At 69.6% G+C, this 26,251-nt stretch carries 24 protein-coding genes; 13 read left to right on the top strand and 11 right to left on the bottom strand.

Features of this window, described 5'->3' with window-relative positions:
- Window positions 1-2: 2 nt before the first annotated feature.
- The 4 genes from BM013_RS19010 to BM013_RS19025 all read right to left on the bottom strand — a co-directional run bounded on the left by BM013_RS19010 (window position 3) and on the right by BM013_RS19025 (window position 4,351).
- Complete coding sequence (locus tag BM013_RS19010; protein ID WP_093129207.1) at window positions 3-797, bottom strand: enoyl-CoA hydratase-related protein; 795 nt, start codon at window positions 795-797, stop codon at window positions 3-5.
- Between the two features lie 28 nt (window positions 798-825).
- Entirely contained in the window at window positions 826-1,596 is a 771-nt protein-coding gene (locus BM013_RS19015) for a glucose 1-dehydrogenase (RefSeq protein WP_093129208.1), read from the bottom strand.
- A 65-nt stretch (window positions 1,597-1,661) separates the two neighbouring features.
- Entirely contained in the window at window positions 1,662-2,867 is a 1,206-nt protein-coding gene (locus BM013_RS19020) for an acetyl-CoA acetyltransferase (RefSeq protein ID WP_093129209.1), read from the bottom strand.
- Window positions 2,867-4,351, bottom strand: a complete 1,485-nt coding sequence (locus BM013_RS19025; RefSeq protein WP_256221556.1) for a 3-oxoacyl-[acyl-carrier-protein] synthase III C-terminal domain-containing protein — start codon at window positions 4,349-4,351, stop codon at window positions 2,867-2,869. Before BM013_RS19025 ends, BM013_RS19020 begins: the two co-directional genes overlap by 1 nt.
- Window positions 4,352-4,491: 140 nt before the next feature.
- Between BM013_RS19025 and BM013_RS19030 the strand changes: the two genes are divergently transcribed.
- From BM013_RS19030 to BM013_RS19085, 12 genes are all read left to right on the top strand, one after another.
- Window positions 4,492-5,406, top strand: coding sequence for an SDR family NAD(P)-dependent oxidoreductase (locus BM013_RS19030; protein ID WP_093129210.1), 915 nt, complete (start codon window positions 4,492-4,494; stop codon window positions 5,404-5,406).
- Window positions 5,407-5,457: 51 nt separating this feature from the next.
- Window positions 5,458-6,390: a 3,5-dioxohexanoate:acetyl-CoA acetone transferase gene (locus tag BM013_RS19035; RefSeq protein ID WP_093129211.1), complete on the top strand. Its 933-nt coding sequence runs from the start codon at window positions 5,458-5,460 to the stop codon at window positions 6,388-6,390.
- Window positions 6,391-6,534: 144 nt separating this feature from the next.
- Window positions 6,535-6,999, top strand: a complete 465-nt coding sequence (locus tag BM013_RS19040; protein WP_093129212.1) for a MarR family winged helix-turn-helix transcriptional regulator — start codon at window positions 6,535-6,537, stop codon at window positions 6,997-6,999.
- A 148-nt stretch (window positions 7,000-7,147) separates the two neighbouring features.
- Window positions 7,148-8,812, top strand: a complete 1,665-nt coding sequence (locus BM013_RS19045) for an AMP-binding protein (protein WP_093129213.1) — start codon at window positions 7,148-7,150, stop codon at window positions 8,810-8,812.
- A gap of 188 nt (window positions 8,813-9,000) precedes the next feature.
- Entirely contained in the window at window positions 9,001-9,825 is an 825-nt protein-coding gene (locus BM013_RS19050) for an ABC transporter ATP-binding protein (protein WP_093129214.1), read from the top strand.
- Complete coding sequence (locus tag BM013_RS19055; RefSeq protein WP_093129215.1) at window positions 9,822-10,694, top strand: branched-chain amino acid ABC transporter permease; 873 nt, start codon at window positions 9,822-9,824, stop codon at window positions 10,692-10,694. The genes BM013_RS19050 and BM013_RS19055 overlap by 4 nt, the downstream gene beginning before the upstream one ends.
- Before the next feature lies 1 nt (window position 10,695).
- Window positions 10,696-11,736 (top strand): branched-chain amino acid ABC transporter permease, encoded by a 1,041-nt coding sequence (locus tag BM013_RS19060; RefSeq protein ID WP_256221557.1) that lies wholly within the window; start codon window positions 10,696-10,698, stop codon window positions 11,734-11,736.
- Window positions 11,737-11,783: 47 nt separating this feature from the next.
- On the top strand, window positions 11,784-12,989 hold the full coding sequence (locus BM013_RS19065) for an ABC transporter substrate-binding protein (protein ID WP_093129216.1): 1,206 nt from the start codon (window positions 11,784-11,786) through the stop codon (window positions 12,987-12,989).
- A gap of 1 nt (window position 12,990) precedes the next feature.
- Window positions 12,991-13,797, top strand: coding sequence for an ABC transporter ATP-binding protein (locus BM013_RS19070; RefSeq protein ID WP_093129217.1), 807 nt, complete (start codon window positions 12,991-12,993; stop codon window positions 13,795-13,797).
- A complete protein-coding gene (locus BM013_RS19075) occupies window positions 13,794-15,662 on the top strand; it encodes an AMP-dependent synthetase/ligase (RefSeq protein ID WP_093129218.1) in 1,869 nt (622 codons plus the stop codon). Before BM013_RS19070 ends, BM013_RS19075 begins: the two co-directional genes overlap by 4 nt.
- Entirely contained in the window at window positions 15,655-16,506 is an 852-nt protein-coding gene (locus tag BM013_RS19080; RefSeq protein ID WP_093129219.1) for an enoyl-CoA hydratase/isomerase family protein, read from the top strand. The genes BM013_RS19075 and BM013_RS19080 overlap by 8 nt, the downstream gene beginning before the upstream one ends.
- 76 nt (window positions 16,507-16,582) lie before the next feature.
- Window positions 16,583-17,452, top strand: coding sequence for an SDR family oxidoreductase (locus tag BM013_RS19085; RefSeq protein WP_093129220.1), 870 nt, complete (start codon window positions 16,583-16,585; stop codon window positions 17,450-17,452).
- A 9-nt stretch (window positions 17,453-17,461) separates the two neighbouring features.
- Here BM013_RS19085 and BM013_RS19090 read toward each other — a convergent pair whose 3' ends face one another.
- Genes BM013_RS19090 through BM013_RS19120 form a run of 7 tightly spaced genes read right to left on the bottom strand, consistent with a single transcriptional unit; the run spans window position 17,462 to window position 24,830 of the window.
- Window positions 17,462-18,475, bottom strand: coding sequence for a ketopantoate reductase family protein (locus BM013_RS19090; protein ID WP_093129221.1), 1,014 nt, complete (start codon window positions 18,473-18,475; stop codon window positions 17,462-17,464).
- 9 nt (window positions 18,476-18,484) lie between these two features.
- Window positions 18,485-19,288 (bottom strand): SDR family NAD(P)-dependent oxidoreductase, encoded by an 804-nt coding sequence (locus BM013_RS19095; RefSeq protein ID WP_093129222.1) that lies wholly within the window; start codon window positions 19,286-19,288, stop codon window positions 18,485-18,487.
- Window positions 19,289-19,298: 10 nt separating this feature from the next.
- A complete protein-coding gene (locus BM013_RS19100; RefSeq protein ID WP_256221558.1) occupies window positions 19,299-20,081 on the bottom strand; it encodes an ABC transporter ATP-binding protein in 783 nt (260 codons plus the stop codon).
- Window positions 20,078-21,895 (bottom strand): branched-chain amino acid ABC transporter ATP-binding protein/permease, encoded by a 1,818-nt coding sequence (locus BM013_RS19105; protein WP_093129223.1) that lies wholly within the window; start codon window positions 21,893-21,895, stop codon window positions 20,078-20,080. Before BM013_RS19105 ends, BM013_RS19100 begins: the two co-directional genes overlap by 4 nt.
- Before the next feature lie 4 nt (window positions 21,896-21,899).
- Entirely contained in the window at window positions 21,900-22,778 is an 879-nt protein-coding gene (locus BM013_RS19110) for a branched-chain amino acid ABC transporter permease (protein ID WP_093129224.1), read from the bottom strand.
- Between the two features lie 18 nt (window positions 22,779-22,796).
- Window positions 22,797-24,044, bottom strand: coding sequence for an ABC transporter substrate-binding protein (locus BM013_RS19115; protein WP_093129225.1), 1,248 nt, complete (start codon window positions 24,042-24,044; stop codon window positions 22,797-22,799).
- Window positions 24,045-24,068: 24 nt separating this feature from the next.
- Window positions 24,069-24,830 carry an SDR family NAD(P)-dependent oxidoreductase gene (locus BM013_RS19120; protein ID WP_093129226.1) on the bottom strand — a complete coding sequence of 254 codons (762 nt, stop codon included), beginning with the start codon at window positions 24,828-24,830 and terminating at the stop codon, window positions 24,069-24,071.
- Window positions 24,831-25,004: 174 nt separating this feature from the next.
- Between BM013_RS19120 and BM013_RS19125 the strand changes: the two genes are divergently transcribed.
- Window positions 25,005-26,222 (top strand): 3-hydroxyacyl-CoA dehydrogenase family protein, encoded by a 1,218-nt coding sequence (locus BM013_RS19125; protein WP_177225508.1) that lies wholly within the window; start codon window positions 25,005-25,007, stop codon window positions 26,220-26,222.
- The last annotated feature ends 29 nt before the right edge of the window (window positions 26,223-26,251 follow it).

Below are 26,251 nucleotides of genomic sequence, written 5' to 3' on the forward strand. Positions count from 1 at the left end.
GCTCAGAGGTACTTCTTGAAGTCGGCCTTGCGGCGCTCGTTGAAGGCCTTCACGCCTTCCTTGGACTCGTCCGACTGGTAGTAGTGCTTCACGGTCTGGATGCCCAGGAAGCCGATGCCGCGGATGTTCTCGGTGTCGGCGTTGAACGAGCGCTTGGCGATGGTCAGCGCGGTCGGGCTCATCTCGTTGATCTCCTTGCACCACTGCTCGACTTCGGCGTCGAGCTGGTCGTGCGGCACCACCTTGTTGACCAGGCCCATCTTCTCGGCCTCGGCGGCGCTGTACTTGCGGCACAGGAACCAGATCTCGCGCGCCTTCTTCTCGCCCACGATGCGCGCGAGGTAGGCCGTGCCCCAGCCCGGATCGACCGAGCCGACCTTCGGGCCGACCTGGCCGAAGGTGGCCTTTTCGCTGGCAATGGTCAGGTCGCACAGGGTGGCGAACACGTTGCCGCCGCCAATGGCGAAGCCCTGCACCTTGGCGATCGACACCTTGCGCAGGTCGCGCAGGGCGGTCTGCATCTCTTCGATGGGCATGCCCACCGTGCCGCGCGGGCCGTACAGGCCGTCTTCGCTCAGGTGCACCTTCTGGTCGCCGCCGGTGCAGAAGGCCTTGTCGCCGGCGCCCGAGAGCACCATCACGTTGGCGCTCTTTTCTTCGTCGGCGCGGCGCAGCCCGTCGATGAGTTCTTCCAGCGTCTGGTTGCGAAAGGCGTTGTACACCTCGGGGCGGTTGATGGTGATGTTCACGACGCCGTCGCGCACTTCGTAGAGGATGTCCTTGTATGGCTTGCTCATGTCTCTTTGCTCCTGTGTTCGTGTGTGTTCAACCGTGCATGCTCAGGCCGCCCGAGACGCTGATCGTCTGGCCGGTGATGAAGGCGGCGTCGTCGCTGGCCAGGAAGGCCACGAGGCCGGGGTAGTCGTCGGGCACGCCGATGCGGCCCAGCGGCACGCCGCGCACCATCGCGTCGCGGATCTTCTGGCCCTGCTCGCCGGTGCCGACGAAGGCGTCCATGGCGGGCGTGTCGGTCGGGCCCGGGCACACCGTGTTCACCGTGACGTTGCTGCGCGCCACTTCGCGCGCCAGTGCCTTGGCGAAGGCGATGGTCGCGCCCTTGCAGCCCGAATACACCACCTCGCCGGTGGAGCCCACGCGGCCCGCGTCGGACGCGATGTTGACCACGCGCCCGCTCTTGCGCGCGGCCATGCCTTGCGCCACGGCGTGCGTCATGTGAAGCGGGCCGAACCAATTGATGGCCGTCACCTTCTTCCAGAAGGCCTCCTCGGTCTTGAGGAAGGGCATGGGCGTGTCCCAGCCCGCGTTGTTCACCAGGATGTCGGTGCCCGCGCCGGTGCTGCTCTCGAAGCTCTTCACGGCGGCGGTCACTGCGCCATAGTCCGTGATGTCGCAGGCCACGGCCACGGCCTTGCCGTCGGCCGCCTCGATGGCCTTGACGGTGTCGCCGGCGCCGGCTTCGTTGATGTCGAACACGCCGACCGTCACGCCCTCGGCCGCCAGCCGCAGCGCAATGGCGCGGCCGATGCCGCTGCCCGCGCCCGTCACGATGGCGGTCTTGCCTTTGAGTCCTCGCATGGGGATGTCTCCTGTGGAAAAAGGGAAAAAGGGAAAAAGGAAAAGAGAGAGAAAAAGCGGTTCGCTCAGGCGCCGTGGCGCCCGATGATCGACACCGCGCAAACGTTCTGGTGCGGATGGCCGCCCAGGTTCTCGGTCAGGCCCAGGTCGACGTGCTTGAGCTGCCGCTCGCCCGCGCGGCCTTGCAGCTGCAGGTACACCTCGTAGACCATGCGCAGGCCCGAGGCGCCGATGGGGTGGCCGAAGCACTTGAGGCCGCCGTCGGTGCCGATGGGCAGCGCGCCGTCGCGGTCGAACACGCCGTCGAGCACGTCGTGGATCACGCGGCCCGGCGCGCTGAAGCCCAGGTCTTCCATCGTCACGGCCTCGGCAATCGAGAAGCAGTCGTGCACCTCGGCCATCTGCAGCTGGCGCCGCGGCTCGGTGATGCCGGCGGCGGCATAGGCGCGCGCGCCGGCCGTGCGGGCGGTGGCGATGTGCGCGCCGTCCCAGTTGCTGAAGCTGGCCTCCTCGCCGTTGCTGACGGAGACCTCCAGCGCCTTGATGGTGATCAGCTCCGCACGGGGCCGCAGCGCACGCGCGATCTCCGGCGTGGTGAGGATCGCGCAGGCCGAGCCGTCGCTCACGCCGCTGCAGTCGTACAGGCCCAGCGGCGCGGCGATGGTCATCGCCTTCAGCACGTCTTCCTCGGTGATCTTGTTGCGCAGGTGCGCCTTGGGGTTGAGCGCCGCGTTGGCGTGGCTCTTCACCGAAATGTGCGCCATCGCGCGCTTCAGGTCGGCCATCGGCACGCCGTGCTTGGCCGCATAGGCAGAGGCCAGCTGTGCGAAGGCACCCGGCGCGGTCGAGTTGGGCAGCCACAGGTCGTTGGCCACGCCGCGCGTGCGAACGGGCAGGCCGCCGTAGCCGGTGTCTTTTAGCTTCTCCACGCCCAGCGCCAGCACGATGTCATAGGCGCCCGAAGCCACCGCGTAGGCCGCGCCGCGCAGTGCTTCGGTGCCGGTGGCGCAGGCGTTTTCGACGCGGGTGGCGGCAATGCGCGGCAGCCGCAGCGCCTGGGCCAGCGGGCCGGCCGTCTTGCCGACGTTGTTCTCCTCCAGGCACACGCCGAACCAGGCGGCCTCGATCTGCTTGAAGTCGATGCCGGCGTCGGCCACGGCTTCGTTGAAGGCTTCGAGCATCAGGTCTTCGGGCCCGCAGTCCCAGCGCTCGCCGAAGCGCGAGCAGCCCATGCCGAGGATGGCGACCTTGTCGCGGATACCGGTGGCCATCAGCGTGCTCCCGTCGTGGAGGCCGGGGAGGCCTGGGAAGCCGCTGGGCGCACGGGCGTGGCCTTCCAGAAGTAGCGCCGGAAGCCGCGCTGGTGGTCGAACTCCTTCACGCGGTAGACCATGCGCAGCGGCAGGCCCACTTCGAGCTCGCCGACGTCGGTGTCGGTGAACTCCATCAGCACGCGGCCGCCGCCCTCGAAGTCGATGTGGCCGAACTGGAAGGGCGGGTCGGGCGTGTAGCCCAGGAAATCGGTGGTGTGCGACATGACGCGGGCCGGTGTGTCGGCCAGGTAGGTGGGGGCCTGGGTGTCCTGCGCGCGGCACTCCGGGTTTACGCACAGGCGCGCACGCGGAAACTGCACGGTGCCGCAGGCGCTGCAGCGCCCGGCCTCGAAGCGCGAGGCGCGCGCATGGTCGCGCCAGGCGGCGGTGAGCGCGGTCTTGTTGTCCATCTCGGCGCGCATGCCCCAGGCCAGGTCGATCTGGCGGGTGAACGACAGGTACTTCATGTAGCTGGTTTCGGCGCGGCCTTCGTCGGGCACGGGGCCGGGGCAGGGCACGGCGGTGCGGCGCAGCAGCAGCGCGTCGCAGCCGCTGCCGAAGGCCGCGACCAGCACCAGCGCGCCGGGCGCCGCGGCGCGCAGGGCGATGTCGAGCATGGCCAGCGGCTGCGCGCAGCCCAGGTCGCCCACGCTGTCGTGCTCGGCCGACACCAGCGCCGCGGGCGCAATGCCCAGCTTCTTCGCCACCGCATCGTTGATGCGCGCGAGCGGCGCGGGCATGGCGAACTGCGTGACGTCGCCGGCCGACACGCCGCCGTCCTTCAGGCACTGGCGCAGCGTGGCCACGGCGATCTTCATATAGCCCTCGTCGCGCACCCAGCGCTCTTCCCAGCCGTACTCATGGTCTTCGCCGGTCTGGCGGAAGTGGTCGACCAGGTCGGCGTGCGTGCTGGCGCTGGCCACCAGCGTCGCGATGGCCGCGCCGCGGCCGATCAGCGCACCGGCGGCGCCGTCGCCGAAGATCATTTCCTGCGTGCTGGCCGGGCGTGCGATGCGCCGCTCCGATGCCAGCAGCATCTGCGGCGCGGTGTCGGCGGGGCGGCGCAGCGCCGCGGCAAGTTCGGTGAGCGCGGCGCGCTGGCTCGATGCCGTGTCGCGCAGCACGGCGTCGGGCGCGATGCCAAGGGCCGACGCCACGATGCCCGCGTTCAGCCGCTCGGCGAAGGGCAGGGTGGTAGAGGCCAGTGTCAACTCCGCGACAGCGGTGCCGGGCGATGCCGTGCGCAGCTGGCGCGCGGCTTCGATGGCCATGGTCACGCTGTCCTCGTCCCAGTTGGCCATGGCGCGGCGGCCTTTGGCGAGCGACTTCAGGCCCGGGGCCATCCAGCGGTGCTGCGCCAGCACGTCGCCGCGTTCCAGTCGCAATCGCGGCACGTAGCGCGTGGTGGCGAGCAGGCCGAATTCGTTGCTTTCTTCGTTCATGGATATTCGCGTCGGCACGTCAGCCTGCTGTACATCATCATGTGGCACATGGTACGCTAGCGCACGATATTTCCGCAAGCCGGATTCGAGATGGCGGGCAGGGGTTTACCCTCGACGGCGGCGAAAAGAAGGAGACAGATGTGAGCAAGCTTCTCGAAGGCAAGGTAGCCCTTGTCACAGGCGGCGGACGCGGCCTTGGGCGCGGCATTGCGCTGGCCATGGCGCAGGCCGGCGCCAAGGTGGTGGTGAACGACCTGGGCGCATCGCTCGACGGGCAACTCGACCACGAGCAGCCCGCCAGCGAGGTGGTCGCCGCCATCAAGGCGATGGGCGGCGAGGCCATCAGCGACGGTGGCTCGGTGTCCGACTGGAACGCCGCGGCGAAGATGGTCGAGGCGGCGGTCGACACCTTCGGGCGCATCGACATCGTCGTCAACAACGCGGGCATCCTGCGCGACGTGATGTTCCACCGCATGAGCGAGCCCGAGTTCGACGCGGTGCTCGCGGTCCACCTGAAGGGCAGCTTCAACGTCAGCCGCGCGGCGGCGCCGCACTTCAAGGCACAGGGCAGCGGCTCCTACGTGCACATGACGTCGACGTCAGGGCTGATCGGCAACTTCGGCCAGGCCAACTACAGCGCAGCCAAGCTCGGCATCGTGGGGTTGTCGAAATCCATCGCGCTCGACATGCAGAAGTTCGGCGTGCGCTCCAATGCCGTCGCGCCCTTCGCCTGGACCCGCATGATCGACTCGATTCCCAGCGAGACGCCCGAGCAGAAGAAGCGCGTCGAAGGGCTGAAGAAGCTGGTGCCCGAGCGCGTGGCGCCGTTCGTTGTCGGCCTGTGCGCCGACGCGGCGAGCGACGTCAGCGGCCAGGTCTTCGGCGTGCGCAACAACGAGATCTACCTTTTCAGCCAGCCCCGGCCCATCCGCAGCGCGCACTGCGGCGAAGGCTGGACGCCCGAAGGCGTGCTCGACACCGCACTGCCCATGCTGCGCGCCGCCTTCTTCCCGCTGGACCGCTCGGGTGACGTGTTCACCTGGGACCCGGTCTGACCGGCGCGAGCCGCACCTTCATCAACGTCCCCCCATCCAGAGGAACCACGCATGTCCGCACAGAAGAAAGTGATCATCACCTGCGCCGTCACGGGCGCGATCCATACGCCCTCGATGTCGCCGCACCTGCCCATCACCGCGCAGGAAATCGCCGATGCCGCGGTGGGCGCGGTCGAGGCCGGCGCGGCCATCATCCACCTGCATGCGCGCGACCCGGTCACCGGCAAGCCCGACCAGCGGCCCGAGGCCTTCGTGCCGTTCCTGAAGGACATCAAGGCGCGCAGCGATGCCGTCATCAACCTCACGACGGGCGGCTCGCCCTACATGACGGTGCAGGAACGCATGATGCCGGCCAAGGTGCTCAAGCCCGAGGTGGCGTCGATGAACATGGGCACCATGAACTTCGGCCTGTTCCCCATGCTGGAGCGCTTCAAGGAGTTCAAGCACGACTGGGAGCGCCCCTACCTCGAAGGCAGCAAGGACCTGATCTTCCGCAACACCTACGGCGACCTCGAGACGGTGCTGACCGAACTGTCGGCCAACCAGACGCGCTACGAGTTCGAGTGCTACGACACCTCGCACCTGTACAACCTGGCGCACTTCGTCGACCGCGGGCTGGTGAAGGCGCCGTTCTTCGTGCAGACGGTGTTCGGCATCCTGGGCGGCATCGGCAGCCACCCCGACGACGTGATGCACATGAAGCGCACGGCCGACCGGCTCTTCGGCGCGGACTACCGCTGGTCGGTGCTCGGCGCGGGCCGCAGCCAGATGCCGATTGCCGCCATGTCGGCCTCGATGGGCGGCAACGTGCGCGTGGGCCTGGAAGACAGCCTCTGGATCGGTGCGGGCAAGCTGGCCGAGTCGAACGCGCAGCAGGTGCGCAAGGTGCGCGAGATCATCGAAGGCCTGGGCCTCGCCGTGGCCACGCCGGCCGAGGCGCGAGAGATCCTCGCGCTCAAGGGCAAGGACGCGGTAGCGTTCTAGTGCCCGTTGCGCCGAGCGCGCCACGGTTTGCCCTCGCGGTTGCATCCCGAGGGCCGCCGCGCTTGCGAAAGACAGTTCGTGCGCCGCTAGAATGTAAGCATCATTACAGTAAAAGGTCGTCGGCAAACGGCGGCCCCACGAACCATGGCAACTGAAGCACACTCGATCGACTGGGAGCTGCGGCTCGGCTTTCTGATTCACGATGTGTCCCGGTTGCGCCGCAGCGCCTTCGACCGCTGCCTGAAGCCGCTCAACGTGACCCGCTCGCAATGGTGGGTGCTGGCCTACCTCTCGCGCGAGGACGGCATGACGCAGTCGCAACTCGCCGAAGAGCTCGACCTGGGCAAGGTGGCCGTGGGCGGCCTGATCGACCGGCTCGAAAAGACCGGCCTGGTGCGCCGCGACGCCGACGCCAGCGACCGCCGCGTGAACCGCGTGTTCCTCGAGCCCAAGAGCAAGCAGCTCATTGCCAAGATGCGCAAGGTGAGCCACCGCCTGAACGAGCAGATCCTCGACGGCCTGACCGACCCCAAGCTCGAAGCCGCCGCCACCACGCTGGACGCGATGAAGCGCAACCTGCTCACCTACCTGCAGTCCTCCGACATCTAGCCTGCGGAAGGCGCGCTTCTCACAATCGGGAGTTGCGCGTGTCATCGCTTTCCCGGGGTTTTCCAGGGGCCTGCGGGCTTGCGATAGTTTGTCATCCAACGTATCGTACGGTAGTGAACTATATTCACCGCCTCGGAGACACTTGGACATGACGAACAACGCATTCGACCCCGCCGCCCATGCCCGCGCGATGCGCGCCGCGGGTTTCTGGCTCGACAAGACGCCCGACGACTTCCTCGCCGCGTCCATCGAGCGCACACCGGACAAGGCCGCCCTGGTCGGCTACCGCGCCGACCGCCTCGACCACGACGCGCCGGTGCGCATCAGCTACCGCGAACTCGGCGACAAGGTGGCGCTGGCCGCCGGCGCGCTGCGCGGCCTGGGCGTGCAGGCCGGCGACGTTGTCGCGGTGCAGGTGCCCAACTGGTGGGAGTTCGTGGTCGTCTCGCTGGCCTGCGGCCGCATCGGCGCGGTGGTCAACCCGCTCATGCCGATCTTCCGCGAGCGCGAACTGGAATTCATGCTCGGCTTTGCCGAAGCCAAGGTGCTGGTGGTGCCCGCGATGTTCCGCGGCTTCGACCATGCCGCCATGGCGGCCAGCCTGCAGAGCCGCCTGCCCAAGCTCCTGCACGTGATCGTGGTCGACGGACAGGGCGACGACGCCTTCGACCGCGTGCTGCTCGGCGGTACGGCACGGGTGGAGCCGGCGGCCACGCCCGCGGCGTCGGCGCTGCAGCCGGGTGACCTGTCGGTGATGATGTTCACCTCCGGCACCACCGGCTCGCCCAAGGGCGTGATGCACAGCGCGAACACGCTGCTGGCCTGCAACCGCGCGCTGTCCGGCCGCTTCGGCCTCACGACCGACGACGTGCTGCTGGCCTGCTCGCCGGTCGGCCACATGACCGGCTACGCCGCCGTGATGATGCTGGGCATCTACCTGGGCTCGACCGTGGTGCTGCAGGACATCTGGGACGGCAAGCGCGGCGTCGCGCTGATGGCGGCCGAAGGCGTGACCTACACCGCGGCATCGTCACCCTTCCTGTCCGACATCTGCAACGCCGTGACCGAAGGCGCGCCGCGGCCCGACCGGCTGCGCTCCTTCCTGTGTGGCGGCGCGCCCATTCCGCCGGTGCTCATCGAGCGCGCCGCGCGCGAGCTCGACCTGAAGGTGTGCTCGCTCTGGGGCATGACCGAGTCGCTCTCCAGCACGCTGACCGAGCCGGCGCGCGCCGCCGACAAGTCCGCCAGCACCGACGGGCGCGCGCTCGACGGCGTGGGCATCCGCATCATGGACTTCGACGGCAAGCCGATGCTGCCCGGCGAAACCGGCCGCCTGATGGTGCGCGGCGCGCAGATGTCGCTGGGCTACTACAAGCGCCCCGACATCGCCACCTACGACGCGGAAGGCTGGTTCGACACCGGCGACCTCGCCTACATGGACGCCGAGGGCTACATCCGCATCAACGGCCGCACGAAAGACGTGCTGATCCGCGGAGGCGAGAACGTGCCCGTGGTGGAGATCGAGGCGCTGCTCTACAAGCACCCGGCGGTGGCCATGGCCGCCATCGTGGGTTTCCCCGACGATCGCCTGGGCGAGCGCGCCTGCGCCTTCGTCGAGCTGCGCCCTGGCGCCACGCTCGACCTGGCGGCCGTGCAGGCCTACATGGCCGAATGCAAGGTGGCCAAGCAGTACTGGCCCGAGCGGGTCGAGGTGCTCGACATGGTGCCGCGCACGCCCAGCGGCAAGATCCAGAAGTACCTGCTCAAGGAGCGCGTGAAGGACTTCCGCCTCTCCGCTGCGGCCGGCGCCTGAGCCGGTCCGAACCTTGCCCCGCGGCGCGGGAAAGTACCAAGGTTCTGTACAACATTATGCGGTAGCGTACGGTATGCATTTGAGCCGAAAGGCGAGGGTGCCCGCGCCGATGCGCTGCCGGTCAGTCGACAGGCGCCGTCCTGGCGGCTGCCCGACCTCGATCTCAACCTCTGACCCGTGGAACGACCTTGAGCACTGCCGGAACCCCCAACCTCCAGAGCGGCACCGCCGGTGGCCTCGCGCTGTCGGTCGAAGGCGTCGACCTGCGCTTCGGCGGCATCCATGCGCTGCGCGGCGTGTCCTTTGCCGCGGCGCCGGGGCAGATCACCGCCGTCATCGGCCCCAACGGCGCCGGCAAGACCAGCGTGTTCAACACCATCTCGGGCTTCTACCGTCCCGCCGCGGGCCGCATCCTGCTCGGCGCCGAAGACATCACCGCCACGCCCGTGCACACCCGCGCCGGCCGTGGCCTGGCGCGCACCTTCCAGAACATCGCGCTGTTCCGCGGCCTCACCGTGCTGGAGAACGTGAAGCTCGGCGGCCACCACACGATGCATGCCGGCGTGTTCTCCGCGCTCGCCTACGGCCGCGCCGCGCGCGAGGAAGAGCTGCGCCTGCGCGCCGAGGTGGAGCGCAAGGTCATCGACTTCCTGGAGATCGACCACGTGCGCCATCTCTCGGTCGACGTGCTGCCCTACGGCCTGCAGAAGCGCGTGGAACTCGCCCGCGCGCTGGCCATGCGCCCGCGCGTGCTGCTGCTCGACGAGCCCGTGGCCGGCATGAACCGCGAGGAGACGGAAGACATGGCGCGCTTCATCCTCGACGTGCAGGAGGAGTGGGGCGTCACCGTGCTGCTGGTGGAGCACGACATGGGCATGGTGATGGACATTTCCAGCCACGTGGTGGTGCTCAACTTCGGCCAGGTCATCGCCAGCGGAACGCCCTCCGAGGTGCGGCGCCATCCCCAGGTGATCGAGGCCTACCTCGGTGCGGAAAGCGAGGTCGCGGCATGAGCGAGTTCCTGGAATACAGCCTGCTCGGCCTGCTCTCGGGCGGGGTGATGGCGCTCATCGCGCTGAGCTTCGTGCTGATCTACAAGGGCACGGGTGTCGTCAACTTCGCCGTCGGCGAGGTGATGATGCTCGGCGCCTACATCTACTACGCGGGCGCCGTCACCTTCGGCCTGCCCGCCTGGGTGGCGTTCGCGCTGTCGCTGGTGGTGATCGGCGTGCTGGCCATCGCCATCGAGCGGGCGGTGCTGCGGCCGCTGTCGGGCCAGCCCGCGGTGGCGGTGCTGATGGCGACCATCGGCATGGCCAGCATCGTGCACGGCGGCGTGGAGGCGGTGTGGGGCGGCGACACGCTCTCGCCGCCCACGCTGCTGCCGCGCACGCCGCTGATGCTGGGCGAGGTCCTCATTCCGGGCACGGTGCTGGGCAACTTCGCGGTGGCCGCGGTGCTCATCGGCGGCTTCCTGGCCTTCTTCCGCTATTCGAAGACCGGCATCGCGCTGCGCGCCACCGCCAGCGACCCGGTCACGGCCGCCACGCTGGGCATCAACATCAACTACGCGCAGCGGCTCACGTGGCTGCTGTCCGGCCTGGTCGGCACTTTCGCGGGGGTGCTCATCGCCAGTTCGGCCGGGCTCTCTCCCTTGCTCGCTTCGGCCGCGCTGAGCGTGTTCGCCGCCATCATCCTCGGCGGGCTCGACAGCATCCTGGGCGCCATCGTGGCGAGCCTGCTGATCGGCTGGGTCGAGTCGGTGTCCGCCGGCTACCTGGGCGGCAAGTCGCGCGACGTGGTGCCCTACGTGGTCGTGCTGGCGATCCTGGTGGTCAAACCGTACGGGATCTTCGGCACCCGCACCATCGAAAGGCTCTGACGTGAGAACCGGTGTCTTCCATCAGAACTTCGCCTCAGAGGAACGCCTCTGGGACTCGCCCACCTCGCGCGTGTGGATGGCCGCCTTCGTGCTGTCGCTGTTCACGCTGCCGCTGTGGGGCAGCGACTACGTGCTGGCCATGGCCTGCATCGTCGGCATCCACGTCATCGCGGCGCTGGGCCTGAACCTCACCACCGGCAACGCGGGGCTGATCTCGCTGAGCCACGGCGCGTTCATCGGCGTGGGCTGCTACACGGTGGCGTGGCTGGGCAAGCAGGGCGTGCCGTTCTTCATCGCGCTGCCGGTGGCGGGCTTTGCCGCGGCCTTCCTGGGCGTGATCGTGGGCCTGCCCAGCCTGCGCGTGAAGGGCCTGTACCTGGCCATCGCCACGCTGGCGGCGCACTTCATCCTGAGCTTCGTGTTCCGCGAGTGGGACGCGGTGACCGGTGGTGTCTCCGGCACGTCGATTCCGCGGGCCAACCTGTTCGGCTTCGAGCTGGTGGGCGACCGGCGCAATTTCTACCTGATCTTCATCTGCGCCTTCGCCATGGCGGTGGCCGCGCGCAACCTGGCGCGCACGCACATCGGGCGCGCCTTCGTCGCGGTGCGCGACCGCGACATCTCGGCCGAGATCCTGGGCGTGCACCTGCTGCGCACCAAGCTCACGGCGTTTGCCATCGGCGCGTTCTACGCGGGCGTGGCGGGCGGGCTGCTCGGCTACTTCTACGGCTCCATCACGCCCGACTACTTCGTGCTGACGCTCTCGGTGTTCTACCTGGCCGCGGTCATCGTCGGCGGGCTGGGCACGGTGCTGGGCAGCGTGCTGGGCGCGGTGTTCATGACCTTCGTGCCCGAGGCGCTGCGCCTGCTGGCCTCGGTCAGTTCGCAAGCCTTCCCGGGCGTGGCCGGGCTGCTGCTGCCGATGGGGCAGGTGGTGTTCGGCCTGCTGATCATCGTGTTCCTCATCTTCGAGCCGCACGGGCTCGCCGCCATCTGGGCGCGCGTGCGCCGCACCTTCCACCTCTGGCCTTTCCGCACCTGAGGCGGTACGCCGTCAGTTTCTTCCCGCAGCCAAAACAGGAGACAACCATGACCGACTTCATCCGACGCAAGCTGGTGCAAGGCATCGGCGCCGCCGCCACCATCGGCCCGTTCGCGGGCGGCGCCGCCTTCGCGCAGGCGCACAAGGGCGACATCGTGATCGGCGCGGCCCAGCCCATCACCGGCGTCTTCGCGTTCGCGGGCGCGGCCATGAACAACGGCCTGGCCGACTTCGTCGACTGGAAGAACGCCAACGGCGGCGTGGCCGGCCAGAAGCTGCGCTACGTGGCCGAAGACAGCGGTTTCAAGGTCGACCAGTCGGCCGCCATCTTCAAGAAGATCATGGCCAGCGAGAAGCCCTCGTTCTTCTACTGCGACGGCACGCCGTCGGTGAAGGCGGTGGCGCAGGACGCCATTGCCTCCAACCACGTGATGACCTCGTCGACCTCGCTCGCCGTGTCGGTGGCCGACCCGGTGAAGATGCCGCACCATTTCGTGCCCAGCCCCACCTACCCGCGGCTGCACGAAATCTTGATGGAGCACATTGCGCGCACCTCGCAGGGCGCCGCCACCAAGCCCAAGATCGCCTACGTGTACGCCGACACCGAGTTCGGCCGCGACGGCATCCCGGGCGGCAAGGCGCGCGCGCAGAAGCTGGGGCTGCCGATCGTGGCGGAGATCGTCACCAAGCAATCGGGCGTGGACGTGACCACCGAGGTGGCGCAACTGCGCCGCGCCAAGCCCGACATCGTGATCTTCCAGGGCTACATCCTCGCGCCCATGCCCGAGTTCGTGCGCCAGATGCGCGAGGCCGGCCTGAACCCGCAGATCATGGGCACCGCCTGGGGCCTGGACAAGCCGGCCTACGACGCGCTGGCCGCGCTCGGCGTGCGACTGACCGGCGTGAGCGCCTACCGCTACGGCCACGAGACCGACGCGCCCATGATCAAGTCGATGCGCGACCACGCCGCCAAGGCGCGGCCCGACATGAAGTACATCTCGCCCTTCTACATCTCCAGCTGGCTCAGCGGCATGGTGTTCGCCGAGATCGCCGAGCGCTGCCTGAAGGCCAACAAGCCACTGCTGCTGCCCAACATGAAGGCCGCGCTGGAGTCGATGAAGGAGTGGGACACCGGCGGCATCACCGGCCTGCTGGCCGACATGAGCAGCCACCAGATCCCGATCGGACGCATGTACAGCTACGACCCCGACAAGAAGGTGATGGAGCCCGCCGGCTCGTGGATCAAGGTGTGAGATGACCGCTGCGCTGAGCATCGAGAACATCGAGGTCATCTACAACCACAGCGTGCAGGCGCTGCGCGGCCTGTCGATCGACGTGCCCGACGGCAAGATCGTCGCGCTGCTCGGCTCCAACGGCGCGGGCAAGACCTCCACGCTGAAGGCCGCCTCGGGCGTGCTGCCCTACGAGAAGGGGCGCATTGCCGCGGGGCGCGTGACCTTCTTCGGCGAAGACATCGTCGGGCGGCCCGCCTACCAGCTGGCGCGCCAGGGCATGGCCCACGTGCGCGAGGGGCGCCACATCTTCGGCGACCTCACGGTGGAAGAAAACCTGGTGGCCGCGGCCAACGCGCTCACCGGCCGCCAGCGCGGCGACGTCGACCCCGAGCTGGTGTTCGGCTACTTTCCGCGCCTGCGCGAGCGTCGCAAGCAGGTGGCGGGCTACCTGTCGGGCGGCGAGCAGCAGATGCTGGCCATCGGCCGCGCCATCGTCGGGCGGCCCCGGCTCATCCTGCTCGACGAGCCCTCGCTGGGGCTGGCGCCGCTGGTGGTGCAGGACATCTTCGGCATCATCGCGCGCATCAACCGGGAGCAGGGCGTGGCCATGCTGCTGGTGGAGCAGAACGCCCACGTCGCGCTGCGCGTGGCGCATGCGGGCTACATCATGGAAAGCGGGCGCATCGTCATCAGCGGTGAAACCTCCAAGCTGCTGGGCGACCCCGACGTGCAGCGCTTCTACCTCGGCAGCGGCGACGCGGGCGAAGGCCACGTCAGCTTCCGCGACGTCAAACACTACAAGCGGCGCAAGCGCTGGCTGTCATGAGCACAGGCCCTTCAACGTCTTCCACGTCCTCCACCCCGTCCGGTCCTTCTTCCGATGCACTGAAGGCGCTGCCCTTGCCGCAGCAACTGCTGCACTGGGCCGCGCAGCGGCCCGACGCGGTGGCGCTGCGCCAGAAGGAATACGGCGTGTGGCAGCCCATCACCTGGTCGGCCTACGCGCAGCAGGCGCGCTGGTTCGGCCTGGGGCTGCTGCAGCTCGGCCTGCTGCCGGGGCAGGCGGTGGCGGTGCTGAGCGAAAACCGCAAGGAGTGGGTGTTCGCCCAACTGGGCGCGGCGCTGGTGCGCGGCGTCACCGCCGGCGTGTACCCGACCTCGCCGGCCCCCGAGATCGAGCACCTGCTCACGCTGTCCGATGCGCCTGTCATCGTCTGCGAAGACCAGGAGCAGCTCGACAAGGTGCTCTCCATTCGCGAGCGGCTGCCGCACCTGCGCACCATCGTGCTGATCGACTCGCGCGGCCTGCGCCGCTACGACCGCACCGGCATGGTCGACTTCGACGAGGTGATCGCGCTCGGGCGCAAGTTCGAAGCCGACCAGCCTGCGGCAGCCGCAGCGGCCACCGTCGGCCCCGAGCTGGACGACATCGGCCTCATCGTCTTCACCTCGGGTTCCACCGGCCGCCCCAAGGCCGCCATGATGAGCTGGCGCGGCCTGGGCACCGCCGCGCGCGGCCTCAACTCGGTGCTGGGCTGCCGCGAGGGCGACTCGCTGGTGTCTTACCTGCCGCTGTGCCACATGGGCGAGCAGATGTTCTCGCTGCACATTCCCGTGGCCTTCGGCGCGGTCGTCAACTTTGCCGAGAGCCTGCGCACCGTGCAGGACGACCTGCGCGAGCTGTCGCCGCGCATCTTCTTCGGCGTGCCGCGCATCTGGGAGAAGTTTCACGCGTCCATCCAGAACAAGCTGCGCGAGGCCGGCGGGCTGCGGCTGTGGCTGTACGAGCGCGCGATGCATTCGCTGGCGCACGACGCGGCCGTGCCGCGCGCGCGCTGGAACTGGCTGCAGCGCGCCCGCTGGGCCGTGTGGTACGTGCTCATCCTGCGGTCGCTGCTCAACTACCTGGGCCTGCGGCGCTGCCGCGTCGCCGTGTCGGCCGCCGCGCCCATCGCGCCCGAGGTGCTGCGCTTCTTCCGCGTGCTGGGCGTGCCCATTCGGGAGGCCTACGGCATGACCGAGGCCTCGGGTGCCACCACCATGCAACCCGGCGACGACTCGCCCGTGGGCACCGTGGGCGTGCCTTACCCCGGCGTGGAAGTGCAACTGGCCGACGATGGCGAGATCCTGGTGCGCGGCGAGGTGGTGTTCCGCGGCTACCTGAAAAACGAAGACGCCACGCGCGAGGCCATCGATGCCGAGGGCTGGCTGCACACCGGCGACATCGGCCGCTGGGACGACGCGCCCGCGGGGCGCGAGCTGCGCATCGTCGACCGCAAGAAGGACATCATGATCACCGCGGGCGGGAAGAACATCACGCCCTCGGAAATCGAGAACGCCATGCGCTTCTCGCCCTTCATCAAGGAGGCGGTGGCCATTGCGGACCGCCGGCACTTCGTCTCCGCGCTGATCCAGATCGACTTCGAGACCGTGAGCAAGTGGTCCGAAGAAAAGGGGCTGGTCTACACCACCTTCCGCAGCCTGGTGGAGCTGCCCCAGGTGCGCGAGCTGGTGCAGCGCGAGGTGGACACCGCCAACGCCCGCATGCCGCAGGTGCAGCAGGTGCGAAAGTTCCACCTGCTGACCAAGGAGCTCGACCACGACGACGGCGAAGTCACCGCCACCATGAAGGTGCGGCGCAAGGCGGTGTTCGAGAAGTACGCGCAGGTCATCGAGGAGATCTATGTCTGAGGCAGACACCGCCGCCGACAACGCAGCCGGCACTGCAGCCGCAGGCGTGCGGCTCGAACACCCCGAGCCCGGCATCGCGCTGCTGCGCCTGGCCCGGCCGCAGAACCTCAATGCGCTGGGCGACGACACCGTGGCCGCCATTGCGCGCCTGCTCGACGGCATCGGTGCCGACCCCGCCGTGCGCGCGCTCATCCTCACCGGCGAGGGAAAGGGCTTCTGCGCGGGCTTCGACCTGGGCCTGGCGGCCGATGCACCGGGCAGCGCCGAGCGGGGCGAAACGGCGGCGTGGATGCGCCGGCAGGAGGCCTTTGCCGCGCTGGTCACGCGCCTGCGTGCCTTGCCGCAACCGGTGATCGCGGCGGTCAACGGGCCGGCCAACGGCGCGGGGCTGGGCCTGGCGCTGGCGGCGGAAATCCGCATTGCGGGCCGCGCCGCCAAGTTCAACGCCGCCTTCGTGCGCGTGGGCATGTCCAGCTGCGACATTGGCGTGAGCTGGCTGCTGCCGCGCTGCGTGGGCTTGTCGCGCGCCTTCGACATCATGCTGACCGGCCGCATGGTCGACGCGGCCGAGGCCGAGCGCATCGGGCTGGTGTCGGAGACGGTGGACGACGCGGCGCTGCTGCCGCGCGCCCTGGACATCGCCCGCGCCATTGCGGCCAACAGCGCCTTCGGCGTCTGGATGACCAAGCGCGGCACCTGGGCCAATGCCGAGACGGGCAGCCTGCAGGCCGCCATCGAGCTGGAGAACCGCACGCAGATCCTCGCGCGCACCACCGGCGAGCTGGCGCATGCCGCAGAACAGCTCCTGGCGCGGCGCAAGCGCGCCGCCCAGGGCAATACCTGAACCTGTAGCTGAACCCATCGCTGGGCCCATCGCCGAGCCCACCGCCGAACCCATTGATCTTCCAGAAGGAACCACCGTGCCGTATCAGTCCATCTACCGCCCCGACCTCTTCGCGGGCCAGACCATCATCGTGACCGGCGGCGGCAGCGGCATTGGCCGCTGCACCGCGCACGAGCTTGCCTCGCTGGGCGCGCACGTCGTGCTGGTGGGCCGCTCCATCGAGAAGGTCGAGGCCGTGCGCGCCGAGATCGTGCAGGACGGCGGCAGCGCCAGCGCATTGGCCTGCGACATCCGCGACGAGGCGGCGGTGGGCGCCACCATCGACACCGTGCTTCAGCAGCGCGGCCGGCTCGACGGGCTGGTCAACAACGCGGGCGGGCAATACCGCTCGCCGATGAAGTCGATTTCCACCAAGGGCTTCGAGGCCGTGGTGCGCAACAACCTCACCGGCGGCTTCATCTTCATGCGCGAGGCCTACACCCGCTACATGGAAGCGCACGGCGGCGCCATCGTGAACATGATCGCCGACATCTGGGGCGGCTGGCCCGACATGGCGCACTCCGGCGCCTCGCGCGGCGGCATGCTCACGCTGAGCGAAACGGCCGCCTGCGAGTGGGCCGGCTCGGGCGTGCGCGTGAACACCGTCGCGCCCGGCGGCATCGCCTCCAGCGGCTTCGACACCTACACGCCGGAGGCCAAGGCCAAGATCCTGGAGTTCACCGACGTGGTGCCGCTCAAGCGCTTCGGCACCGAGGCCGAGGTGTCCGGGGCCATCGTCTACCTGCTGTCGCCCGCGGCGGCGTACATCACGGGCAGCTGCATCCGCATCGACGGCGGCACGCCCAACCTGCGCAACAACTGGAAGCTGGAGCCGGCCAGCCGCAACCGCGCGTTCACGGGCTTCCACCGGGCCGAACTGCCGGAGCTGCTGCGCAACCGCGAGTGAAGCGTTCCCTCAGCCTGCCGTGGTGCCGAGGGCGGGCTCGGGCTGCTGCGCTTGTTTCTCGGCGCGCAGCCGCAGCAACGCATACACCATGTCGATGGTCGGTGTGGGCGTTTGCGCGAGCTCGCGCATCGCTTCGATGGAATCGACCAGCACGCCCAGCTCCAGCGGCCGGCCACGTTCCAGGTCCTGCAGCATCGACATCTTGTGGTCGCCCGCGTTGCGCGCCGCGGCAATGCGCTGCTCGATGGTGATGGGCGTGCGTTCGACGCCCAGGCGCTGCGCGAGCGCGTCGGCCTCGGCCATCATCGCGCGCACCACGGCCACCACCTCGGGCCGCGCGTTCATCTCGGAGAGGGTGCCCAGCGTCAGCGTGGCCACCGGGTTCCAGCACAGGCTGCTGATCATCTTGGCCCAGATCCAGCCGCGAATGTCGGGCACCACGGGCGCGTCGAGCCCGCCCGCCTTCATGGCGGCGGCAAGGCGCAGCACACGCTCGCTGTTCGATCCGTCGGGCTCGCCGACCGGAAAGCGCGAGAGACTGCCGTCGTGGTGGATCACGCCCGGCGCCGTCACCTCGGAGGCCACCCAGTACACGCAGCCCAGCACGCGCTCGGGCGCCATCGCGCGCCACTGCAGGCCTTGCGGATCGAGCCGCTCGATCTGCCGGCCGCGCAACGCGCCGGGCAGGCCGTGAAAGTACCAGTAGGGAATGCCGGTGGTCGGAGGCAGCACGGCCGTGTGCGGGCCCAGCAGCGCCTGCACCCCCTCGAGCGCCGCGACCACCTGGTGCGATTTCAGCGCCAGCACCACGTAGTCCTGCGGGCCCAGTGCGCGCGGGTCGTCGGTGGCTTCCACGCGGGCGCGCAGCGTGCCTTGCGGCGACTCCACGGCCAGCCCGTTGCGGCGGATGGCCGCCAGGTGTTCGCCGCGTGCCACCACGCTCACGTGCACGCCGCTAGCCTGCGCAAGGTGCGCGGCCAGGTAGCCGCCGATGGCGCCCGCGCCGTAGATGCAGATCTTCATGGCGCGGCCTCAGCTGGGCGTGAGCACCGCGCCGCCGCACACTGAAACGACCTGCCCGGTGACGTACTGCGACAGGTCGGTCGCCAAAAACTCGAGCACGCCCGCGCAGTCTTCCACCTGCCCAAGCCGGCGCAACGGCACCTTGGCCGCCTCGGCATCGGTGCCAATGCCGCGCGCCGCCGCCTGCGCCGCCACGCGCGCCGTCAGCATCACGCCGGGCGCGAGGCAGTTGGCGCGAATGCCGTGCGGGCCCAGCTCGGCCGCCAGGTAGCGGGTGTAGTGCGTCACCGCCGCCTTGGCGGCCGCATACACCGCGAGCAGGCCCTGGTTGTAGGTGGTGATGCCCGACTGCGACGAGATGTTGACGATCACGCCGCCGCCCTGCGCCTTCATCAGCGGCGCCACCGCCTGGCAGCAGTGCACCGTGCTCATGAAGTTCACGTCCATCAGCAGCCGCGTGTCTTCCTCCGGCGTGGCCGAGGCATGGCTGCGTTCGGCCGGCGTGATGGCGCCGCCCGCGTTGTTCACCAGGATGTCGATGCGTCCCAGCGCCGCCCGCGCGGCCTCCACCGCCCGAAAGGCGTCGTCGCGCCGCGTCAGGTCGGCCTGGATGCCCAGGCTGCGCCGCCCCAGCTGCTCGATTTCGGCGGCCACGCTGGGCGCGCCGAGGTGTTCGCCAAATTCGGCGGCGCCGTCGAGGTTCAGGTCGACGATGGCGACGTCGGCGCCCAGCGACGCCAGGCGCAGCGCATAGGCGCGACCCAGGCCGCGCGCGCCGCCGGTCACAAGGGCGGTCTTGCCTTGGAGTTTCATGTGGTTGTCCTCAGGAAAGGATGGAAGAAGCCGCGGCGTCCGAAGACGCCGCCGCACCCAGGTAAGCCTGCCGCAGCAGCGCGCTGTGCTGCAGCTCGCCGGCGGGGCCGTGGCCGATCACGCGGCCGTTCTGCAGCACGTAGGCGGTGTCGGCAATCTGCAGCGCGCGCTCCACCATCTGCTCGACCAGCAGGATGGCGGTGCCGTCGCGGCGCAGTTGCACCACCGCGTCGAGCAGCTGGTCGATCACCGCGGGCGCAAGGCCCAGCGAGGGTTCGTCGAGCATCAACAGGCGCGGCGCGTGCATGAGCGCCTGCGCCACCGCCAGCATCTGCTGCTGCCCGCCCGACAGGATGCCGGCGCGCGCACCCTGGCGCTCGTGCAGCACCGGGAACAGCGTGAACACGCGCTCGAAGCGCAGCGCCTCCTCGGCCTTCGACAGCTTCGCGCCCCACAAGCCCAACTGCAGGTTGTCGTGTACGGACTGCGTGCGAAACAGCCGCCGGCCTTCGGCCACGTGCAGCAGCCCGCGCCCGACGATGGCGGCCGGCGACGCACCCAGCAGGCTGTGCCCGTCGAACAGAACCTCGCCCTTGCCCGCGCGCAGAAGGCCCGACAGCGCACGCAGCAGCGTCGATTTGCCCGCCCCGTTGCTGCCGACCAGCGCCACCAGCCCGCCCGCGGGCACGTCGAGCGACACGCCCTCCAGCACGCTCACGCGGCCATAGCCCGCATGCAGGTTGCGCACCTGCAGCAGCGCGGGTGCCAAGGGCGAAAGCGGTGCGGTGCTCATCGCGAGCCTCCGGTGCCTTCGCGGCCCATGTACGCGCGCTCGACCTCGGGGTGGCTGAAGACCTGCGCCGGCGTGCCCGCGGCCAGCACCTGGCCACGGTCCAGCACCGTCACCGAGCGGCTGATGCGCGCGATCAACTCCAGGTGGTGTTCGACGACCAGCACCGTGGTGCCGAGCGCGGCAATGGCCTCGATCAGCGCGCCCAACCGGTCGAGCTCGTCCATCGACAAACCGGCTGCCGGCTCGTCGAGCAGCAGCAGGGAAGGCTGCCCGGCCATGGCCCGCGCAATCTCCACCAGCCGCTGCTGGCCGTGCGGCAGGTCGCCCGCCAGGTCACCGGCGCGCTCGGCCAGGCCAACGAAGCGCAGCAGCGTCATCGCGGCGGCCGAGCCGTCGCGTCGGTCCTGCTGCGCGCGCGGCAGGCCCAGCAGGATCTCGAAGGCGCTGGCCCGCTCGCTCGCGAAGCCGCCCAGGCGCACGTTGTCGAGCACGCTCAGGTCGTGCAGCAGCTTGGGTGTCTGGAAGGTGCGCCCGACACCCAGTTGCGCGATGCGGTGCGGCGCGCGGCCCGACACGTCGGTGTCGCCGATCAGTACCGCGCCCTTGTCGCTGCGGATGAAACCGCTGATCACGTTCAACGTGGTCGTCTTGCCCGAGCCGTTGGGCCCGACCAGCGCGTGCGTGCTGCCCGCCTCGGCCGTGAGCGCGCAGCCCCGCAGCGCGGCCACGCCGCCGAACTGCTTGTGCACGTCGCGCACCGTCAGCGACAGGCGTTGCACCGGCTGCGCCTGCACCGGCGCATCCACCGGCGGCGCATCGGGGAGCGCATGCCGGCGCCGGCGCTGCCACACCGGCATGCCCATGATGCCGTGCGGCGCGAACACCATCAGCACCAGCAGCACCACGCCGTAGATCAGCAGCCGCCAGCTCTGTAGCGGCCCCAGCAGCTCCGGCAGAAGGAAGAACACCAGCGTGCCCACCACCGGCCCCCACAGGCGACCCAGCCCGCCCACCACGATGATCAGCAGGAAGAAGATCGAGAAGTCGGCCGTGAAGTCTTCCGGCGTGATCACCGTCTTCTGCACCGCATAGAACGCGCCGGCCAGGCCCGCGAGCGCCGCGCTCACGGCAAACGCGAACAGCTTGATGCGCAGCAGCGACACACCCGAGGCCGTGGCCGCCAGCGGGTTGTCGCGCGCCGCCACCATGCCGCGGCCGTAGCGCGAGCGGCTCAGGTTGCGCACGCCCAGAAACGCCAGCACCACGCACACCGCGACCGCCAGGTACACCTCGACCGGGCCCAGCACATGCGCACCCACGGCCGGCGGCGGTATGCCCACCAGGCCCGAGAAGCCGCGCGTGAGGCTGCGCCATTCCACCAGCAGGTCGGTCACCACCTGCGCGAAGGTGAGCGTCACCAGCGCGAAGTACCAGGTCGACAGGCGCAGCGCGGGCAGCGCCATCACCAGCCCGGCCAAGGTCGACACCGCCATGCCCGCCAGCGCCGCGAGCCAGAACGACCAGTGCGCGTCGATCATCAGCAAGGCCGTGGTGTAGCTGCCCACGGCCACCAATGCGCCGTGGCCCAGCGACACCTGGCCGGCATAGCCGGTCAGCAGGTTCAGGCCGATGGCCACCAGCATCATCACGCCGGCCTGCGTGGCCATGAAGAGCACGAAGTCGCCTCGGAACCACAGCGGCACCGACAGCGCGGCCGCCACGGCTGCCACCACCCCGACAGCCTTGCCGGCGCGGGCCGGCCAGGGGCGCGCGGGCGAAGGCGCGGCGAGCAGGGAAGAAGTCGTCGTGTTCATGCCGCTACACCGTGCGCGCTTCGAGCGAGCTGAACAGCCCGCCCGGCCGCGCCAGCAGCACCGCGAGCACCAGCACCAGCATCACCGCGTTGTGATACCCGGGCGAGAGCAGCAGCGCACTCGCCGCCTCGGCCATGCCGATCAGGTAGCCCGCCAGCAGCGCCCCGCGGTTGCTGCCCAGGCCGCCGATGGCCGCGGCGGCAAAGCCCTTGAGCAGCAGCATCGCGCCCAGGCCGGTCGATGCGCTCAGCACCGGCGCGGCCAGCGCGCCCGTGAGCGCGGCGAAGGCACCGCCCAGCGCGAAAGACCAGCGGCTGATCGCCACCGGGTCGATGCCGCGCAGCAGCGCCGCGTCGCGGTCTTCGGCCACCGCCAGCGCGCCCTTGCCCCACAGGCTGGCGTACAGCAGCTCGACCACCGCCACCAGCGCCACGGTCAGCACGATCAGCGCCACCTGGTAGCTGGAAATGCTCACCGCCGAAAACGCCAGCATGTCGTTCGACAACGGCGCTGGCGCGGGCACCACGATCGGGTCGGCGCCCCACACCTTGCCGACCACGTTGGTCATGATCATCGCCACCGCCAGCGTGGTGATGATCCAGCCCGTGCCGCTGGCGCTGCGCCGCAGCACCGGCGCAACGGCCACGCGCTCTTCCAGCAGGGCCAGCAGCGCGACCGCCGCCGCGGCCGCCGCAAAGGCCGGCACCCAGGGCCAGTGCCATTGCGTCATGAGCAGCGCGCTGGCCATGGCGCCCACCATCACCAGGTCGCCCTGCGCAAAGTTGAAGACCTTGGTCGGCCGGTAAAGAATGTTGAAGCCCACCGCCACCAGGCAGTAGAGGCTGCCGGCGGTCAGGCCGGAGACGACGACGTCGGTCCACATGGCGGGGCCGCGCGGGCGTCAGGCGCGCTCGCGGAACACACCCATCGAGCGCGCGTCCTTGCCCGACAGCAGCGTGGCCATCACCATCTGGTCGCCCGTGAGCGCGCAGTGGTTGTCCGGCGTGAAGCTGATGCTGCCGATCATGCCGTCGTAGTCCTTGGTGGCGTCGAATGCCTTCTTGATGCGCTCGGTGTCGAAGCGCTTCTCGCTTTCCACCACCGCCTTCAGCAGGTGCAGGTAGTCGTAGAAGGGGCTGATGGCTGCGTTGATTTCCCAGAACTTGGCTTCTGGAAAGGTCACCACGCGCTTCGCGTACGCCACCTGGCGCGCGCCCGGCGCCTCGGTGGCGCTGTAGGTCATGGTCTTGATGAGCGTGCCGTAGGCGTTCTTCAGCACCTCGGGGTCGGTGTTCTCCAGCACGGTGTTGGAGAACAGCGAGTTGCCGCCGAGCAGCGCCGGGTACCACTTCATCGCCTGCAGGCCCGCGGCCGTCAGCAGCATGCCCTGCACCGGCGAGTTCCACAGCACGATGGCATCGGCCCCCGCCGCGCGCAGCTTGTTCAGGTAGACCTTCAGGTCGGTCGCGTTGGGCGGATACACCTCGATGCCCACGGGCTCCAGGCCGCGCTTCTTCAGCGAGCGCACCGTGGCCGCGCCGCCCGATTCGCCCAGGCCGCTGTTCTCCTGCAGGATGCCCACCTTCTTGAGCTTGAGCTTCTCCACGATCAGCCGCGCAATGGCCTCGCCCTGGTGGCCGGTGTTGTAGGTGAACTGGTAGTGGTAGGGGTACTTGCGGCCGTCGGCCAGTTCCTCGGCCCAGCCGCCGCCCGCATGGATCACCTTGGCGGCCGTGGTGGTGGTGGCCGCCGCGATGGTGTGCGAGCTGCCCACGGGCCCGAGCAGCGCCTGCGCGCCGGCATCGATCAGCTTGCGCATGACGGCCGGCTCCTTGGCGGGCGAGCTTTCGTCGTCGGCCTCCACGATCTCGACCTGCCGGCCCAGGATGCCGCCCTTGGCGTTGATCTCTTCCACCGCGATCTTCACCGACACGTACAGCGGCGCGAACGACGACGCGACCAGCCCGGTCATGGCGCGCGCGGAGCCGATCTTGATGGTGTCGCCGCGCTGCGCGAACACGTTCTGCGCGCCGCCCATCAGCGAGGCGCCGGCCAGCGCGGAGCCGATGCCGAGCACGTCGCGGCGGGACAGGTGAGAGTGGCCGGAGAGGCTGGAGAGGCGAGAGAGGTGGGTACGTTGCGAGCTCATGGTCTGCGTCCTTGCGAGGTGGGGTCAGTAGGTGGCGCGGCCACCGGACAGGTCGAAGGTGAAGCCGGTGGTGAACGAGCAGTCGTCCGAGGCCAGCCACGCGGCCATGGCGGCGGCTTCGTCCGCGCGGCCCATGCGGCGCATGGGAATCTTGTCGATCACCGCCTGCATGGCCGCGGGCGCTTCGGCCATGGTGGCCAGCGCCAGGGGCGTTTCGAACAGGGTGGGCGCGAGCGCGTTCACCGTCACGCCGGTGGTGGCCAGCTCCTTGCCCAGGCTCTTGGTGAAGGCGATGACGCCGCCCTTGGCCGCGGAGTAGGCGCTTTGCATCGCGTTGCCGTCCTTGCCCGCCATGGAAGACACATTGATGATGCGGCCCCAGCCGCGCCGCACCATCTCCGGCACCAACGCGCGGCAGCCGTAGAACACGCCGTTCAGGTTGATGGCGATGTTCTGGTGCCATGCGTCCAGCGACATCTCGGTCATGGGGCACACCTCCAGCGCCACGCCGGCGTTGTTCATGAGGATGTCGACGTGCCCCATGGCGGCCTGCGCCTCCTGCGCGGCGCGCTGCACCGCGGCGTGGTCGCCCACGTCGACGGCGCGCCACGTCACCGGTGCGATGGGCTTGAGCTCCTCGGCCGCGGCCGCGAGCTTGGCGGGGTCGCGGCCCCACAGCTCCACCCGCGCGCCCGACTGCAGAAAGCGCTTGGCGCTGGCAAGGCCGATGCCGCTGCCACCGCCGGTCACCACGGCGGCATGGCCGTGCAGATCGATCGAGTTCATTGCGTGGATGTCTCCGTGCCCGGTGCAGCCGGGTTCGTTTTTGATTGACGCATCTGGTACCTGTGCATATCGTACGCACGTGAACTAAAAAACTCGATGCCTTTGCCGTACGTGATTTCCCTCGGTTGCGGCGGCCGACTCTCCCGATCCTTTCCCAATCCTTTCACCCGCTCCATGACCACGACACAGACCGATGCCGCGCCCGCTCTCCCCACCATCGGCGTTGTCGGGCCGGGGCTGATGGGCCTGGGCATCTGCCATGCGGCGGCACTGGCGGGCCTGCGCGCGGTGCTGGTCGGGCGCAGTGAGGAGGCCGCTCGGGGCGGGCTTGAAAGGTGGCGCAGCGAACTGACACAACGCGTTGCACGTGGTCGCCTCGACGCAGTCGCGGCCACGCAACTGCATGCCTTAGCCACGGCGGCCGACGATGACAGCGCGCTCGCAGGCTGCGCGCTGGTGGTGGAGGCCGTGTCCGAAGACCGCGAGGTCAAGCAGGCCGTGCTGCGCCGCATCGAGGCCGCTGTTGCGCGCGGCGCGGTCATCGCGACCAACACCTCCGGCCTGCCGGTCAGCGGGCTGGCCGCGTCGCTGGCGCACCCGGATCGCTTCATCGGCCTGCACTTCTTCTCGCCGGTCGACCGCATGCCGCTGGTCGAAGTGGTCGTAGGGCGGGAGACCAGCGCCGCCACCACCGAGGCCGCCTTGGCCTGGGTGCGCCGACTGGGCAAGCAGCCCGTGGTTGTGCGCGACAGCCCGGGCTTTTTCACCTCGCGCGTGTTCGCCGCCTACCTGGACGAGGCCGCCGCCATGGTGGGCGAGGGCGTGGCGCCCGAGCGCATCGAGGCGGCCGCCGCCGCGGCCGGCATGCCCCTCGGCCCGCTCGCGATGCTCGACGAAACCGGCCTGGCGCTGAACTGGCAGCAGGCCAGGCAGGCGCGCGCCGACGGCCTGTCTGAGCGCTTCTGCCGCCCGCTGGCCTGGCCGGTGCTCGACCGCATGGTGAGCGAGCTGGGCCGTCGCGGCCGGCGCGACGGCGGCGGCTTCTACGACTACCCCGGCGCGCAGTTCAAGAACCTCTGGCCCGGGCTGGCGCAGGCCTTTGCGTTGCGCGCCGACCAGCCCGAGCCCGAACACGTGCAGCACCGCCTGATGCACGCGCAGGCGCTCGCGGCGGCGGCCTGCCTCGAAGAAGGCATCGTCGCCAGCGCGCAAGACGCCGACCTGGCCTCGGTGCTCGGCCTGGGCTTTCCCAAGGCGCAGGGCGGCGTGCTCGCACAGGTGGAGCGCCAGGGCCTCGCGCGCTTCGTGGCCGAGTGCGATGCATTGGCAGACCGGTGCGGCGAACGCTTTCGGCCTTCGACCTGGCTGCGCGAGCGCCACGCCTTGCGCTAGGGGATTCCCCGGCTTCCGTCTGATCGTAC

The sequence above is a fragment of the Variovorax sp. OK605 genome (assembly GCF_900115445.1).
Lineage (GTDB): Bacteria > Pseudomonadota > Gammaproteobacteria > Burkholderiales > Burkholderiaceae_C > Variovorax.